The 16,379-nt window shown below is 47.6% G+C and carries 13 protein-coding genes and 2 riboswitches; of the genes, 1 reads left to right on the plus strand and 12 read right to left on the minus strand.

The annotated features are described in order from the left end of the window. Positions 1-57: 57 nt before the first annotated feature. Both ACFVQB_RS24455 and ACFVQB_RS24460 read right to left on the minus strand, forming a co-directional pair. Complete coding sequence (locus ACFVQB_RS24455) at positions 58-1,602, minus strand: HAMP domain-containing sensor histidine kinase (protein ID WP_379445327.1); 1,545 nt, start codon at positions 1,600-1,602, stop codon at positions 58-60. Continuing rightward, entirely contained in the window at positions 1,599-2,282 is a 684-nt protein-coding gene (locus tag ACFVQB_RS24460; protein WP_099858628.1) for a response regulator transcription factor, read from the minus strand. The genes ACFVQB_RS24455 and ACFVQB_RS24460 overlap by 4 nt, the downstream gene beginning before the upstream one ends. 216 nt (positions 2,283-2,498) lie before the next feature. Here ACFVQB_RS24460 and ACFVQB_RS24465 point away from each other — a divergent pair, with 216 nt between their 5' ends. After that, positions 2,499-4,253, plus strand: coding sequence for an alpha-glycosidase (locus tag ACFVQB_RS24465; protein ID WP_379445330.1), 1,755 nt, complete (start codon positions 2,499-2,501; stop codon positions 4,251-4,253). Between the two features lie 191 nt (positions 4,254-4,444). On the opposite strand, the gene sdaAA is transcribed toward ACFVQB_RS24465, so the two are convergent. From sdaAA to ACFVQB_RS24515, 10 genes are all read right to left on the minus strand, one after another. Continuing rightward, positions 4,445-5,389, minus strand: coding sequence for an L-serine ammonia-lyase, iron-sulfur-dependent, subunit alpha (sdaAA, locus tag ACFVQB_RS24470; RefSeq protein WP_379445332.1), 945 nt, complete (start codon positions 5,387-5,389; stop codon positions 4,445-4,447). Beyond that, positions 5,379-6,068 (minus strand): L-serine ammonia-lyase, iron-sulfur-dependent subunit beta, encoded by a 690-nt coding sequence (gene sdaAB, locus ACFVQB_RS24475; protein WP_379445336.1) that lies wholly within the window; start codon positions 6,066-6,068, stop codon positions 5,379-5,381. Before sdaAB ends, sdaAA begins: the two co-directional genes overlap by 11 nt. Positions 6,069-6,179: 111 nt before the next feature. After that, a riboswitch (glycine riboswitch) is annotated at positions 6,180-6,322 on the minus strand. A 4-nt stretch (positions 6,323-6,326) separates the two neighbouring features. Beyond that, a riboswitch (glycine riboswitch) is annotated at positions 6,327-6,450 on the minus strand. 338 nt (positions 6,451-6,788) lie between these two features. Then, complete coding sequence (locus tag ACFVQB_RS24480) at positions 6,789-8,066, minus strand: MFS transporter (protein ID WP_379445340.1); 1,278 nt, start codon at positions 8,064-8,066, stop codon at positions 6,789-6,791. A 29-nt stretch (positions 8,067-8,095) separates the two neighbouring features. Beyond that, positions 8,096-9,232 carry a phosphotransferase enzyme family protein gene (locus ACFVQB_RS24485; protein ID WP_379445344.1) on the minus strand — a complete coding sequence of 379 codons (1,137 nt, stop codon included), beginning with the start codon at positions 9,230-9,232 and terminating at the stop codon, positions 8,096-8,098. 188 nt (positions 9,233-9,420) lie between these two features. Then, positions 9,421-10,176, minus strand: coding sequence for a phosphate ABC transporter ATP-binding protein PstB (gene pstB / locus ACFVQB_RS24490; RefSeq protein WP_063566217.1), 756 nt, complete (start codon positions 10,174-10,176; stop codon positions 9,421-9,423). A gap of 12 nt (positions 10,177-10,188) precedes the next feature. Further along, complete coding sequence (gene pstA, locus ACFVQB_RS24495; protein ID WP_024632234.1) at positions 10,189-11,076, minus strand: phosphate ABC transporter permease PstA; 888 nt, start codon at positions 11,074-11,076, stop codon at positions 10,189-10,191. A 2-nt stretch (positions 11,077-11,078) separates the two neighbouring features. Beyond that, positions 11,079-11,987, minus strand: coding sequence for a phosphate ABC transporter permease subunit PstC (pstC, locus tag ACFVQB_RS24500; RefSeq protein ID WP_379445350.1), 909 nt, complete (start codon positions 11,985-11,987; stop codon positions 11,079-11,081). A 142-nt stretch (positions 11,988-12,129) separates the two neighbouring features. Further along, complete coding sequence (locus tag ACFVQB_RS24505; protein WP_379445354.1) at positions 12,130-13,053, minus strand: phosphate ABC transporter substrate-binding protein; 924 nt, start codon at positions 13,051-13,053, stop codon at positions 12,130-12,132. 491 nt (positions 13,054-13,544) lie between these two features. Then, a complete protein-coding gene (locus ACFVQB_RS24510) occupies positions 13,545-15,470 on the minus strand; it encodes a PTS fructose transporter subunit IIABC (RefSeq protein WP_379445358.1) in 1,926 nt (641 codons plus the stop codon). 15 nt (positions 15,471-15,485) lie between these two features. Further along, the gene (locus ACFVQB_RS24515) at positions 15,486-16,364 is read right to left on the minus strand and encodes a ketose-bisphosphate aldolase (protein ID WP_379445362.1); all 879 of its coding nucleotides are present in this window, start codon (positions 16,362-16,364) and stop codon (positions 15,486-15,488) included. Positions 16,365-16,379 lie beyond the last annotated feature (15 nt).

The raw sequence follows: 16,379 nt of genomic DNA on the forward strand, positions 1-16,379 counted from the left end.
AACCTTCCAAGGTTAAGGCTGAAGTCGTCTGAAGTTTAAGTTTAGTTTAAAAAAAGGTTAGGGCCTTGGTTTCCCAGCTCCCCCGCCGCTATAGAGACACACCCGCAATCCATTCCCGGAGCTGTGTACCATCTTCCGCAGTCCCATCTCACGAATCAGCAGATCCACGATGGACAACCCCAGACCTGTTCCCTTGGTATCCGAATCTTCCTGCAATCCTGGGCCCTTATCTCGAATAACAAGCGCCCTCTCCCCATGGATCTGTTCCGTCGATATGCCAATATATCTTCCACTCGCTGCATGACGGATGACATTCTGAAACAGGTTATCGAGAACACGACGTAATCCCTGCTCATCCACCTGCCAGATCAACGGTTCTTCCGACAGGTCAATATCAATCTCAAACTGCTCTTTCTCCCAAACGGGATACCAGGCCGCTGCTGTTTCCCTGACGATTCGCAGGACGTCCTTCTGTTCCAGCTTCAATGTATATTTCCCGCTGGTGAGCAGGTTGTACGATAACATGTTATCGATCAGTCCACTCAAGTCATCCATCTTGGCTTCCATACGACGCAATGAAGTATCCGCAGCTGTGCTTAGTGGTTCTTTGTGAAGGGAATGCATATGTCCACGAATAACAGTCAGCGGTGTACGCAGATCATGCGACAATCCCGCGACAAGACGTTTGCGCAGCTGCTCTTCCTCTCGCTCCCGGTGACGGCTGTCTGTCAACTGATGCACCATTTCGTTGAACGATTCCTCCAGCTGTCCGATCTCGTCTGATCTGCGGATTTCCACAGGAAGTGGAATGCCTTCCTTGCCCGGAGTGATCATCGCCGTCTGGAGCCGGATAAGCCGCTTGCGAATTCGCGCAAAGAACAGGATCGACATGATGATAAATAACAGGAAGATGATCATCATCAATCCACCCAAATACAAGAGTTCCATAGGCCAGTTGTTCTGCGGCTTTTGCAAAAGATACCTTGGCACTTCAATCACCATGAAGCCCTGTCCCTTGTCTTCGCTATCTCCCCCTACAAAAGAAACCACCGTTAGCGGATCACGATAAGACGCTTCTTTCATAAATTCCATGGCAGTGTTTGCCTTCCATATCGCAGGAATCCGGGTCTCTGTTGTCTGATGATTCAGTGTCCACTTCAATGTCGTCATCCTTGTTCCATCCACGGTGGATTCCGATACATCAACGTCCTCCCCAGCGAGAATAAATACCGTTTCACCGTTTTGGTCCACATGGTACATCGAAGATTTGGGATATTTGCGGTGCAGCTGTTCCATACGCTGATTGATTTTATCAGAGGTCGCCCCATCCAGCTTCTCGGATTCCCGGGTCCACAGGTTGCTGATTTTCGTGACATCCCCATAAGGTGCCGTATTCCCAGTATTCGTATTGTTCACCACCACCACATAGATGATGGATGTAATCGGGAGAACGACCGGAACAAACAAAACCGCTGCCAAGATCAGGAGAATATAACGGGACATCAGGGACCGTCCAAAACGCATTTTCCGTTTGCCCGATAAGCTTCGTTTTACGCCTCTATCCCTATTGGATGGATCGCGCATCGTCTCCTTTTTGCTCATGGCTTCTTCACACGATACCCGACACCGCGAACGGTTTGAATGATCGTTGGGTTCGCCGGATCACGCTCCAGCTTCTCGCGCAGATGCCGAATATGTACCATTAATGTCTTGTCCCCGTCCAGGTAAGGCTCGTTCCAAACGGCTTCGTAGATCTGCTCCTTGGTTCGAATCATGCCCATATGCCTAAGCAGATAGGCGAAGATATGAAACTGTTTGCCTGATAAAATAATTTCTTCCCCCGTCTCCTCATTCACGATCCGGTGGTCCTTCTCGTAGATGGACAAGTGATCCAGTTTCACCACGGTATCGGCCGAGATCGCCGTTCCTGCCTTTCGAAGCTGGACTTCAATCCGTGCGGCGAGTTCATCGGGATGGAATGGCTTGGTTACATAATCATCGGCAAAATCAAGCCCGTGCAGCTTGTCATCAATGGACGTTCTGGCCGAGAGCATGACAATGGGCACTTCAGGATGTTCCTTTTTGAGTCGCTGTCCTACCGTAAATCCATCCAGTCCCGGCAGCATGACATCCAGAATAACTAATGAGCAGCCCCCGGCAGCTTCAGCCGCACCCTCACCACTTCCGAGCCATACCACCTCATATCCACGCTCCTCCAAGTCTGCCCTTACCCAAGTGGCAATTTCCGTATCGTCTTCAATGTATAACAGTTTTGTTTTCATGCGCGCATTCGTTTCCTTTCTGCACCCTTTGGGTTAATTATATATTTGAAACATAATGAAATATCTTGTTTGTATAAAATGTACGAATGATGATCACACGACCATGGATGTCCTTTTATTTAAATTATACCTTAATCATCCGCTTCGCATAATTCTGCATCGAATGCTGCGACTTGCTCACATACTTCGTGTGTATACGACGGGAGGAAATTCAACATGCTGCTGGAAGCCATCTTTCATCAACCGAAACGGAACTGGGCCTACGCCTACGATAAGGATACCATTCGCCTGCGTTTGCGTGCCAAAAAGAATGATCTCACCGAGGTACATGCCCTGACTGGTGATAAATACGCCTGGGATCGCACCAAAGAGCTGGTTCCTTTAACCAAATATACATCCGATTCCATGTTCGATTACTATGAGGGGGAAGTAAAGCCTCCGTATCACCGTCTCAAGTACTCCTTCCTGCTGAAAAATGGCACAGAACAGATCTGGATGACCGAAACGGATTTCCAGACGCATGAACCCGACGATCCCGGTCACATGTTCCAGTTCCCGTATATCCATCCCGGAGCTGTATTTACACCGCCTGCATGGGTGAAGGATGCGATTTTCTATCAGATCTTTCCTGAACGATTCGCCAAAGGCAACCCCGATCTCGATCCAGAGCATGTGGAACCCTGGGGTGGGGAACCAACCCCGTTTAACTTCTTCGGCGGTGATCTTCAGGGCGTCATCGACCATCTGGATTACCTTGAAGAGTTGGGCATTAACGCCATTTATTTCACACCAATCTTCGAGGCAACGACCAATCATAAATACGATACCGAAGATTATCTGCGAGTAGATCGGCATTTTGGCGATGCAGATACAGTCAAACGGCTTGTTGAACTGTGTCATGCACGCGGAATTCGGGTGCTGCTGGATGCGGTATTCAATCATTCCGGCAAGACGTTCGCGCCGTTTGTCGATGTGCAACAGAACGGGGAGAAGTCCAAATACAAGGACTGGTTCCATGTGCATGAATTCCCGCTGGATGTGAAGGATGGCATTCCTACGTATGAAACATTCGGATTCGAAGCCCACATGCCGAAGCTGAACACGGAAAATCCTGAGGTGAAGGCGTATTTGCTGGAGGTGGCCGAATACTGGATTAAGGAAGTGGGCACCGACGGCTGGCGGCTGGATGTCGCGGATGAAGTGGATAATGCGTTCTGGCGCGACTTCCGCCGTGTGGTTAAGGCTGCGAATCCGGATGCCTATATCTTGGGTGAGGTATGGAATGAATCCTCCTCCTGGCTACAAGGCGATCAGTTCGATGCTTCGATGAACTATCCGTTTACGGAAGCCGTAAATCGCTTTTTTGTAAAAGATGTCATGCACGCTGAGCAATTCGTGAGCTCCATCGGTCGACAGCTGTCCCGCTATCCGCTGCAAGCCAGCGAAGTGGCGTTCAATCTGCTGGACAGCCACGATACACCACGGCTGCTCACCTTATGTGAGGGCGACCAGCGGAAGCTGAAACTGGCCGCGCTGTTCCAATTCAGCTATATGGGTGCACCATGCATCTATTACGGTGACGAAATCGGGCTGGACGGCGATCATGATCCCGGTTGTCGGAAATGTATGGAGTGGGATGAGACGAAGCAGGATCGCGAGCTGTTCACCTATTATCAGAAGCTGATCGCACTTCGTCATGCCCACCCTGCCCTGCGTGCAGAAGGCAGCATTCGATTCCTGCAGGCCCGTGAAGGCGGAAGCCAGCTTGTGATGGAACGACAGGATGATGAGGAGCGTATTCTGATCCTGTTCAATCGTTCGGAAGAAACGGCTATCGTCGAGCTGGAGGTGGGCGCCGGGGAATGGACAGAGTTATTTGGCGAGAATTATCGTACAGCCAAGGAAGAGGGAATCCTGGCCGTTGAGCTGCCCGCATATGGATATGTTGTACTAAGTACAGATATCGCGTAGCTTCTTCATATTGTTGTATCCTTTGCAATTCCAACGCATTGAAAGCAACGCCGAAAAAGCAAAAAAAGCCGATATGCTTCTTCACCAGGAAGAATTCATATCGGCTTTCAAATTATGATGGGAGCTTGGATCATTACCGTTAATGATCCAAGCTCCACGAATTAAATTCAGTTCATGTACGTTCATGGATGTTATGCCTTGGTTTCTGGTTCATTTTCAGCAGGAGACTCAGCTTCAATCTCAGGCTCCGCACGCTTCGCCTTCGGTTTGGCAAGCTTCTCCATCATTTTCCGTCCTGTCGGCGTTTGAGCAAGCCCACCTTGGGCCGTTTCACGGTGCCTGCTCGGCATCGCACTGCCCACTTCCAGCATGACATCAATGACTTCGTCAGACGGAATGGCGCTTCGTACCCCAGCCAGGGCCATGTCGGCCGCAGCCAACGCGGTTACGGCACCCAGTCCGTTACGGACGATGCACGGAATTTCCACGAGGCCTGCGACAGGATCGCAGATAAGGCCCAATGTATTTTTTAACGCGAGGCCAACCGCATGAACCACTTGCTCCGGTGTCCCTCCACGCAGCTCCACCATAGCTCCAGCGGCCATACCGATGGCAGAACCCACTTCAGCCTGACAGCCGCCCTCGGCACCGGAGATAAATGAATTGTTGGCAATGACATAACCGATCGCTCCCGCACAGAACAGACCGTTTACCAGGTGCTCGTCACTCCAGCCAAAACGCTCCTGGGAGCTGATAAACACACCTGGAATGATGCCGCAAGAACCGGCTGTCGGTGTCGCTACGATCCGGCCCATGGAGGCATTCACTTCCGATACACAAAGGGCATATGCCATGGCTAGTGCAGAAGCATCTCCAGAACAAGTCTCACCTTTACGAATGTACTCGGCCATTTTTTTGCCGTCTCCGCCAGTCAAGCCGCTGCGTGATGTCGTATCTTCTGTCAGCCCTTTGTGTACAGCTTCTTTCATCACCTGATAATAATCCGACATCTGCCGCACAACATCCGCTTCCGGGATATTCGTCTCCTGAACCTGCTCTTCGATCATCAGCTCGGCAATGGTTTTGGACTCTGCTGTACAGATGGTACTCAGTTCATGTAGATGTTTAAACCGCATCCGGCTCGACCCCTCTCTTCAAATCAATCACGCGAATGTCCAGCATATGATCCAGCGACCGCAGACGGTTCAGCATCTCAGGATTCGGCACACCATCCATCTCCATTGCTGTCAGCGCTTCACCATCCCGGGCTTTCCGATCCACTTGCATATACCCGATGTTCACCCCTGACGAACTGATTGTCGAGGTTACGGAAGCGAGAACCCCTGCTTTGTCCGAATGTCGCAGCACAAGTGTCGGAAACTCTCCGCTAATCTGTACACGGAAGTCATTCAATGCATGTACCGATACACTGCCACCACCAATAGAAGCACCGATCAGTGAGCATTGACGCTCACCATGCCACAGCTCAATCTTGACCGTATTGGGATGAGGAGCAGGCAGGCCACTTGTGAAAAACTCTACCTCCATACCCGCTTCCTCTGCGTATTGTTCTGCATCCGGTATACGTGGATCATCAGTTACATAATCAAGCAGGCCACCGATCAACGCGAGATCCGTACCATGTCCCTGATACGTGTCGGCGAACGAGCCATACAGAGTTAGCCGGGCGCGTTCAGGCGTGCATCCCAGCCACTGACGGGCAATTCGCCCCAATCGTGCCGCTCCAGCCGTATGTGAACTTGATGGACCTGTCATGGACGGACCAATAATTGAAAAAACGTCTTTAAAACGCATCGCAAACCCTCCATTTATAATCGTCATTTTCATCCAGATGCACACCCATAATGTTCCTTTATTACTGAATGATGACATAAGAAAAGGACAGAAGAAGGCCCTAGGCCCTCTCTCTGTCCTCGATACCTGAGAGTTTCATGATAAGCAGCGCGGCGGATTGATGCATTCCCTGTATTCACAGGTTATGTCACCCTGCACACCGTGCTGCTTGACCATATACCCCTTGGGTGGCGCATGTCGCGCACTCTCCAGAGTTGCGTCCAACGATGGTACATTTACCTGAGAGATTAACCGCTGCGCCGGGTGCGTAGCAGCTTGCTCCTTCGGTGCCCGACAGCTGCCATTGTACTCGGCATGCCCAGGTCTCTCCCGCTCGCTATCATTCGCTGTATGGAACCATTCTGATATGTTGTACCAGAATGATAATTGAAGTTTTTAATACTTTCTCATTAAGATTAATCGACCGGAAGATCAGTGTCAACAAACTTAACGATTTCTTTGTGAATACTTCCTTTTTCCCATTTTATACACAAGATAAACTAACGAACTGTAAACTTTCATCACATGAATGAGTTAATGCGTTTCATTTCGAAAGCGTATACATTATTCGTTTTCTACTGGTCAGTATCTGTGATTAATACTATCTATGTTATGTTCCACAGAACGGTTCGGGTAATCAGGCAACCATTATTCTGTACTAGAATTGCCGTATTTTGCCTGTCACCCCACCATCGCCTTAGGCTTCGCCGGTTCATCGAAAAACCTGCTTCGGGAAGGAAGCATACTCGTCACCCACAATCCAAACGCTGCCAACACCATGATCCCAGATACAACCGTATATACCATACGAAGCGACAAATGTTCTGCCACTACTCCTGCAATCAAAATGGAGGCCACCTGCAGCACACTTAACACCAGTCCAAGTACACTGCTCATTCGCCCCATCAGATCGACAGGGATATTATTTTGGTAAAAGGTAACCAGGCCCGTATTCGCCAGTGCGGAGCACAGACCGAGCAGAATAAAAGCAATCGCCGCCAGCTCAAACGAGAATGAACGGGCGAACAGGAAATAACCCAGCGCGACCAGAAGCACACCGCCACCCATCATGTGACGGATCGGCAAATGTTTGGCGAACAGCCAAACCAGCATGGAGCCTGCCAAATAACCGATCCCGGTGATACTCATTAATGCTCCGTACTGCGATTCAGGCAGGTTCATCACCTGACGGATAAACACCACTTCCTGGGCATCGAGCGACATGCCGACCACCAGAATAATCTGGAACAAGGCATATATTCCGACCACGTAGCCGGACTTCCGGCTGAAGCTCAGTACAGCTCTCCAATCCTGGGCAATCATCCGAGGTGTCAGTCTGCTTCCCGTCCCTATATTCTGTTCTCCAATGCCCAGTTTGGGAAGAAACATTAGAATTAATGCAGAAGCAGCAAAGGAAGCCGCATTGGCATAAATAGCTGCCGCCGGAGATAAATAAATCAGCATCACTCCTGCAACTGCCGGGCCGGTAATAAATGCCCCTGAGCTAATCAGGGCTTGTAGGGAATTGAAACGCTTACGCCGTTCAGCAGGTACCAGCCGGGTAATGTACACCTGAGAGGAGGGGACAAATATAGATGAGGACATGCTGATCAGAAACATCACTGCGTACATCATCCATAAGCTGGACATCAGAGGGAGCGTCGCCACCAACAATGCCCGTAGCATATCGGCCCCAATCATCAGCTGTCGCTGATCATAACGATCAATCAGGCTGCCTGACCAAAACTTAGTGCACACCGAAGCAATCGGCGAGATAATCCATAACCCTGCAACTGCCGCTGGGGACTGTGTCATATTCAATACCATCAGGTTAATCGCCACAATATATATGAAATCACCCAGATTAGATATGCCCACTCCGCTAAGTAGCAATCCGGCATGCTTCCAGCCACCAGACTGACCCTTCGCTGCAACTCTCTTTGCACGAATGTTCTTCATAGCGCTACCCACCCACTAGAAATCACAAATTATAACTCATAGAAAATACTCTCGTTCTGTACATATGGTTTGCAAAATTTGCTGCATATAAGAGGCATTCGCTCTTTCATCCATTCGTATCTGGACTCGTTTTCCATCTGAAATGCGAAATAGCCGAACGTAAAGATCAGCATGAATCCTTCCATTAACCGAATATCACGCTTCGTCAGTGGTCCTGTCTGCTCCGTATAACCCGATAGGAAGACATCCCGTTCCTCCCGATTGAAAATCGTAGCTGCACCTCCGGCATCAAACAGATAGTAGCCATAACCGTATAAACAAAAATCAATCATGGATATGCCCTGATCCGTCACTAACAGATTGCCGCGGGTAATATCCCCGTGAATTACTCCCCATGTCTCAGCATTATGCGGATACGTCTCTAGCTGATCGTTAATGTTCTCAAACGTCTCGCGAATTAGATCGAAATCTTCAGGAGTAAAGATGCCACGTCTAACGCCTTCCTCCAATTGCTCCAACATGACAAGATTCTCTTTGATCGATCCGTAGGCTGGTCGTACTCCTGCTTGTCCCATGGCAGGGCTATTGTTATCGGTATATACCTCTGAGATGATTGCCTGATCAGCATGCTGTTCAACGTCATTCGCCCTCTGTCCGCTTTCAGATTTCTGTAAACCTGCCTGTGGCTTGGAAGCTTCCTTTGGTCGTCGTCCATATTGATGCAATATCTGCAACTGTACGCCCAAATCATGAATCTGTGCTGTTGTCAGACGTTCTCCCTGCTTGATATCCCTGCCTTCAATCCATTCCAGAACGGTACAACAGATCTCTTCTCCTGTTTCGTCCAACCAGACGGTGACCCACTCTTCCGATGTATTGCGTACAGGTGTCTGCACTCGCAATGGGCTAGTAGCCCGTAATTCATGAAGTAGATTCATCTCTGCTTCAAGTGCAGGTCGTGTATGCTGGATGCCCGTCATGCTTGCAAAAGCGGCTTTATGTATACGCAATAGGTACTTCTGTCCGGTTAATTGATCAACCACCTGATACGTTAGATTTTCATTATGTCGGATAAAGGAAATTTCAGGTTTTTCTATGGAATAATGCGAGATAATTTCAGTTGCCATGGTGTCATGGGATATCTTATGGGTAGTTATGATCCACATCTCCTTCTCTTGTCAAATGAAAGGTGGTGCTCACGAATATCGTAGCATGATTGTTTTTATTTTGGCAAACTATTCCATATACGTGATGATGTAAAAAAGCATAACCCCCGAACGACCTCGCCCGGGTGCTATGCTTCCTTCTATCTCTATAAATCTATCTCGATCTCATACTCTATCCAATATAACAGTTAACCGAAACGTCCCATAATATATTCTTGAGTCAGACGATTGTCCGGGTTAGTGAAAATATGCTCCGTATCCCCGTGCTCAATCATGCTTCCCAGATAAAAATAAGCCGTATAATCCGAGATGCGTGCCGCCTGCTGCATATTATGGGTAACAATCACGATCCGCAGCTCCTTCTTGAGCTCCGAGATCAATTCCTCCACCTTACCCGTAGATACCGGGTCAAGGGCAGATGCCGGCTCATCGAGCAGCAAAATCTGCGGATCAACCGACAACGCTCGGGCGATACAGAGCCGCTGCTGTTGTCCACCCGAAAGGGCCAGGGCAGACTCGTTCAGTCTGTCCTTCACCTCGTCCCAGAGCGCAGCGCGGCGCAAGCTTTTTTCCACAATTTCATCCAGTGCCTTCTTGTTCTTGATACCACGGTAGCGGGGGCCAAACGCGATATTGTTGTAAATGGACTTGTGGAACGGGTTCGGCTTCTGCCACACCATGCCTATTTTCTGACGAAGCTTGATCACGTCTGTGCCCGGCTCATTCAGATCATTGCCGTCCATCCAGATATGTCCTTCCGTGCGGGAACCGGCGATCTCGTCGTTCATCCGGTTGAGCGACCGCAGGAACGTGGATTTACCACAGCCGGATGGTCCAATGAGCGCCGTTACACTGGCTTCGGGAAACGTCAGGCTGATCTGTTTAACGGCCTGAAAATGCCCATAATATATGCTTAACTGTTCCGTACCAAAAGGTATGGCCATGTTGGTTCCTCCTTATTTCGAAGCTGTCATACGGCGGTAAACCACCCGACCGATCCAGCGTGCACTCAGATTGAACGCCAGTACAAGAAGTACAAGCACGGCTGAAGCGCCAGCTGCTACTTCTTTGGAATCCGGGCCAATGCCTTCACTGTTTACTTTCCAGATGTGCACGGCCAGTGTCTCTGCCGGACGCAATGGATTGATCGGCGATCTTGGACTCGTTGGATTCCAGTCTGTGAAGTCCAGTGGTGGACTACTCATACCCGCTGTAAACATCAGAGCTGCTGCTTCACCGAAAATCCGGCCCGATGCCAAGATCGTACCCGTGATTAAACTGGGCAATGCCACAGGCAGCAGAATGGAGGTGATTATTTTCCACTTGGACAATCCGAGTGCTAGACCCGCTTCCTTCTGCTCTTTCGGAACGGCCCGAAACGCTTGCTCTGTTGTCCGCACCATGAGTGGAAGATTGAATATAGCCAAGGCCATGGCCCCCGATAACAGGGAGAATCCCAGACCAAATGTATTAACAATTAACAAGAGTCCGAACAAACCAATAACGATAGACGGGAACGAGGATAACACTTCGACAACCAGTCGAATAAAGCTTGTAATCCGGCCCGGCTTGGCGTACTCGGCCATATAAATACCGCCGCCCCATCCGAGCGGAATCGTAATAATCAAGGTCAGAACAAGCAGGAATATCGAGTTGAATAATTGCGGTCCAATCCCGCCTCCACCTTTGAGCAACTGTGGTGCACTGGTCAGGAAGTGCCAGTTAATCTGCCCAATCCCACGTACCAGAATGAAGCCAAGCAAACCGAGCAAGAGAACAACAATGAACAGGGCCAGAACAACGATAATGGATGTGGCAACTTTATCTACCGTTTTAGCCTTCATTTTCATACCCGGTTCCTCCTTTCAAGCAGGCGAACCAGAATGACGAAGACAAAGGTCATCACCAGCAGGACAAGCGCCATACTCCACAGTGCATTATTATGAACAGATCCCATCGTGGTGTTACCCATACTCAGGGTGATTACACTCGTTAACGTTGAAGCGGATTCGAGCAGTGATGTCGGTACATGCGGTGCATTCCCGATGACCATCTGTACGGCAAGAGCTTCACCAAATGCGCGGGCCATACCTAGTACAATCCCTGTCAGCAAAGCTGGAAGAACTGTCGGGATAATGACACGATAGATCGTTTGCCAGCGAGTTGCCCCCAGTGCGTAGGACGATTCACGCAGACCTTTCGGCAGTGCAGACAGTGCATCTGCCATAATGCTTGTTACGGTAGGCAAAATCATAACAGACAGAACCAAACATCCGGCTGCAATCCCGACGCCGGCTCCGCCAAACATGCTGCGCAACAAAGGAACGATAACACTGAGACCGATAAACCCGTACACAACGGAAGGGATACCGGACAGCAGCTCAATCGCAGGTTGCAATATCTTTTTACCTTTACCTGGTACAATCTCGGTCATGAAGAGCGCTGCACACAAGCTAAGCGGACTTGCAATCAGAGCTGCAAGCAATGTTGTTATGAATGAACCTGTAATGAACGGCAACGCTCCGAAGGCAGCGGGTTCCCCCGTTGGGTTCCACGTTTTTCCGGATAAAAATTCGCGCAAACTTACGCCATTCTGGAAAAAGGTCGACAAGCCTTTGGACGCTACAAAATAAACGATGGAAAACATGACAACGATCAGGAAAACGACACAAATCGACGTATAGATCCGTCCTGTCCACTCTTCCCAATAATGCTTCTCTCTCAAGGGCCGGCGCGGTTTCAACTTGTTGTTCATTACCGTTCCCCCTTCGGTCTGTTCCATAACAACCATCCTTCTATAGTAGAATTCATGCAAAATATGGGATTATTCCAGAGCAAACCGCGCAAAGAGGCAGGACCTGGGTCCGCCTCTCTCGCTGTATGCGCAAGTTCAAAGATTATTGAGTCACAGTGCCTGCTGCGTCACGTTTTACTTTCATGCCGGATACTGGGATATAACCAAGCTCCGTCACGTCGTTTTGTTGAATTTCGTCACTCAAGATGTAGTCGAGGAATGCTTTTGTTGCTGCATCCGGGTCACCTTTGGTGTACATGTGCTCGTAAGCCCATACCGGATAAGTTCCTGCTTCTACGTTCTCAACTGTTGCTTCTACACCTTCGTATTTCAATACTTGCAGGCTGTCATCCAGGTAGGACAGAGCCAAGTAACCAATTGCGCCCGGAGTTTCAGCTACGAGCTTTTTAACTGTACCTGAGGAATCTTCCTGAATGGAACCTTGGATATCTTCCACTTTTGTTCCCAGTGCAAAGTTCTCGAATGTTGCACGAGTACCCGAGCTGCTAGGACGGTTTACGATAACGATCGATTGATCTTTACCGCCAACATCTTTCCAGTTTGTGATTTTACCAGAGAAAATGTCGATCAGTTGTTGCTTCGTCAAATCTTGTACACCTGCATCTTTGTTGCTTACAGGAGCGATTGCTACAACAGCCACTTGGTGATCTTTCAGTTCGCTTACTTTTGCTGCGTCATCGATTTTCTCTTCTGCGAATACGTCAGAGTTACCGATTGTAGCTTGTCCGTCAGATACTTGTGTCAAACCAGTACCACTACCGCCGCCTTGCACTTGTACCGTTACTTTCTTATATTCATCAACTGCCATAAATTTTTGTCCAGCTTGCTCTACCAGAGGTTGCAGTGCTGTTGATCCAACAGCCAGAATGTTACCGCTAAGTTCAGTAGCAGTTTCTCCTGTGGAACCATTGCTTCCCTCTGTACCAGCGTCATTTTTCGATCCGCATGCTGCGAGCACCAGTACGAACGTTAAGGTCATCAAAATGAACGGCAACTTTTTAAACATGTTTTGTTTTCCTCCCCCAATTTAGTGATGGTGATTTGCTTTTATTTTTGTTCACCATCAACTCTTTTATCATTGTAGTTTCGTTATGTCATCTCAAAATCAATGTTTTGTAAACGCAATGTTAAAAATGTTGGGCTGTGTATTAGAAAAAGCTGGAATGGTATTTTGGCGCTGGTTGGCCGCTTCGGGAACGGACGTTGTTTCAATCGCTGTTATCCCCGGATTTATATGATTTACTTTTCTCAAGGAATACATCCGGGGATAAAGGCGAACGCTTCGCTTTTACACAATCGTTCCGTTCCCTGCGCTGTGTCAGCGCTGGTTGTTTCCCAGCATAGCAATCCTCAGCCTGGGAGAAAGCAAAAAAAGGCCAGCTCTATAAAAGGCTGGCCTTGTGTAAATACTTAATGTAGATATTGAATCAATCCGATATATAGAACAAACAAAAAACTGCCTCACAGCCAGTGCATGGCACCAGCTGGTTAGAGAAGTTATGCAGATTTCATAGTGGTTACGGCTTTCTTTTCTGATGGCTCGTTTGTATTACTCTGTGGTTGGTATACAGGTTTCTTTAACAATCCAATCATACAAGCTGTAATGATGGAACCTACTAAAATACAGACAATATAAAGTAATGGATTACTTGCCGCAATCGGAATAACAAAGATCCCACCATGAGGAGCTTGTAACGAAATACCTAGAGCCATACACATTCCTCCACCAATCGCTGCGCCTACAATATTGGATGGAATAACTCGCAATGGATCATTTGCAGCAAACGGAATCGCGGCTTCTGTAATAAACGATGCACCCATAATATAAGCTGCTTTGCCCGCATTACGTTCTTCGATTGAAAATTTATTTTTGAATATTGTTGTGGCTAATGCAATACCCAGTGGTGGAACCATACCTCCAACCATTAGAGCCGCAGAAGGTTCAAATATCTGATTGGCAAACATCGCCAGTCCAAAAGCAGACGCTGTTTTGTTAATCGGTCCTCCCATATCAGATGCCATCATTCCTGCCAGAAGCGCTCCTAATAAAATAGCATTCGAGCCTGTTAAGCCATTTAGCCAACCTTGTAACGACTCATTGATCCAAGCCATCGGACTGTTGATTACAAAGTACATAATCAAGGCGGTTATAAATGAACCTGCTAATGGCAAGATCAGCACAGGTGACAGGCTTTGCAGTGAATCGGGAATGCCTTTGACTAATTTTTTCAAAGCTAGGATCGTATAACCGGCGATAAATCCAGCTAGCATACCTCCCAGAAATCCTGAACCTCCAAGAGTTGCCAGCATCCCACCAATCATACCAGGTGCTAAACCTGGACGGTCAGCAATACTATACGCAATATACCCTGCTAATACAGGAACCATCAATGCGAAAGCAGCACTACCCCCTGCTGTACTTAAAAAAGCGGCGAAAGCATTATAGTCCGGGCTAGTTGGATCAGCCGCATGAATACCAAACATAAACGAAAGCGCAATCAATATACCGCCTGCGACTACAAAAGGAATCATAAACGATACACCATTCATAATATGGCTGTATATTTTAGGCTGCTTTAAGCGTGTTTTTTCTTTTGCTTCTTTAAGATTATTGTTGCCTTGATTCAAAACGACACCTTTTCCAGCAATCGCATCTTCAATTAACTCTTGTGCATGATGAACTCCATTTTTGACAGATGTTTTGATCACTGGACGATCGCCAAAAACATCCATATCGACTTTGACATCTGCCGCCACAATAATACCATCAGCTTCAGCAATATCTTCAGGAGTCAATTGATTTCCAACACCTGTTGATCCATTGGTTTGCACTTTAATGTGTACACCGAGTTCTTTAGCCGCATTTTTCAATGCTTCTGCTGCCATAAACGTATGAGCGATTCCTGTAGGACAGCCTGTTACTCCAACCACTTTTTTGCCAGCATACTTTTTAGGACGATGAAGCGCCTGCGCATCTTGCTCTTCTGCCTGTTCAAATAAGCAGACAATTTCTTCTTGATCTCGAGCAAGAATAAGCTTCGCTCTAAATAGTTCATCCATCAAAAAGGTCGAAATTTTGGATAATGTCCGCAAATGCTCTGATGAAGAGTCTTGATCCACTGCAATCATAAAAAATAAATTACATGATTCGATACTATATTTTATACCGCTTAATGATCTGCCCATAATAATGGCAGGTGACTGTACTCCAGTAGACTTGGCATGCGGAATGGCTATTCCGAACCCCACTTCTGTAGGAACCTGTTCTTCACGTGCCCAGATATCCTTTTTAAATTGCTCGATATCGCTTAAATAGCCGTTATCGTTTAACTTTTGCGACAATTCATCTATTAATTCAGCTTTGGTCGTAGCGGTGACATCTAATATGATATTTTCTGGTTTTAAGACATTAGAAATCTTCATGATGGATCTCTCCTCTTAAATTTCTCCCAGTTTATAAAGGGATGCTTTACCCGTAGAACCGAACAAATCCATTTTTTTCTTCACCAGCTCTGTTGCCGCTTTGGTCGCTTCGGGCATCAGTTGATCCGGTTCATATGCATTCGGATTCGCATCGAGTGTCGCTCTTAATTGGTTGTAGAATGCTCGCTTCATATCGGTTGATAAATTGATCTTCGCTATCCCATGCTTCACTGCTTCTCTAATCTCTTCATCAGGATTATCTGATCCACCATGTAGCACTAACGGAATTTTTACTTTTTCATGAATTTGTTTCAAACGATCGATTTTGATCGAATGATCTTTGGATTGAGGATAAATACCATGTGAAGTACCTACAGCGACAGCAAGTGTATCGATACCTGTTTGTTCTACAAAAATCGCCGCTTCTTCTGGATTCGTATACAAAATCTCGTCGGCTCCACCTTCTGAACTGCCTTCATTACTCCCGATCGTACCTAGTTCACCTTCTACAGATACATCGACCAGATGAGCCAGTTCAACCGCTTCTTTGGTTGCCGCAATATTTTCCTCAAAAGGTAAGTGCGATGCATCCATCATGACCGAGGTATAGCCGTTACGAATCGAGCGCGTAATATCTTTGATACTGGCTCCATGATCCAGATGAATGACAAAAGGAACTTTAGACTTGGATGCCGCTTCGCGTACATAAGCTACAAATCCGTCAGTGACTAGATCGATTTCATTCGGGTGAATTTGCATAATAGCTGGAGAATTTTGCTCTTCTGCGGCATTGATCACTACTTTCACAAATTCACTATTTGCCACATTAAATGATCCGACTGCAAATTTATTCTCATACGCTACTTTAAGTAAATCTTTCATATTGATTAACATTTTGATTCCTCCTAA

It is taken from the genome of Paenibacillus sp. NPDC057886, from assembly GCF_042796655.1.
GTDB lineage: Bacteria > Bacillota > Bacilli > Paenibacillales > Paenibacillaceae > Paenibacillus.

Coding starts and splice junctions, on each gene's coding strand:
- ACFVQB_RS24455 (WP_379445327.1), bottom strand. CDS start 1,602: ATGAGCAAAAAGGAGACGATGCGCGATCCATCCAATAGGGATAGAGGC.
- ACFVQB_RS24460 (WP_099858628.1), bottom strand. CDS start 2,282: ATGAAAACAAAACTGTTATACATTGAAGACGATACGGAAATTGCCACT.
- ACFVQB_RS24465 (WP_379445330.1), top strand. CDS start 2,499: ATGCTGCTGGAAGCCATCTTTCATCAACCGAAACGGAACTGGGCCTAC.
- sdaAA (WP_379445332.1), bottom strand. CDS start 5,389: ATGCGGTTTAAACATCTACATGAACTGAGTACCATCTGTACAGCAGAG.
- sdaAB (WP_379445336.1), bottom strand. CDS start 6,068: ATGCGTTTTAAAGACGTTTTTTCAATTATTGGTCCGTCCATGACAGGT.
- ACFVQB_RS24480 (WP_379445340.1), bottom strand. CDS start 8,066: ATGAAGAACATTCGTGCAAAGAGAGTTGCAGCGAAGGGTCAGTCTGGT.
- ACFVQB_RS24485 (WP_379445344.1), bottom strand. CDS start 9,232: ATGTGGATCATAACTACCCATAAGATATCCCATGACACCATGGCAACT.
- pstB (WP_063566217.1), bottom strand. CDS start 10,176: ATGGCCATACCTTTTGGTACGGAACAGTTAAGCATATATTATGGGCAT.
- pstA (WP_024632234.1), bottom strand. CDS start 11,076: ATGAAGGCTAAAACGGTAGATAAAGTTGCCACATCCATTATCGTTGTT.
- pstC (WP_379445350.1), bottom strand. CDS start 11,987: ATGAACAACAAGTTGAAACCGCGCCGGCCCTTGAGAGAGAAGCATTAT.
- ACFVQB_RS24505 (WP_379445354.1), bottom strand. CDS start 13,053: ATGTTTAAAAAGTTGCCGTTCATTTTGATGACCTTAACGTTCGTACTG.
- ACFVQB_RS24510 (WP_379445358.1), bottom strand. CDS start 15,470: ATGAAGATTTCTAATGTCTTAAAACCAGAAAATATCATATTAGATGTC.
- ACFVQB_RS24515 (WP_379445362.1), bottom strand. CDS start 16,364: ATGTTAATCAATATGAAAGATTTACTTAAAGTAGCGTATGAGAATAAA.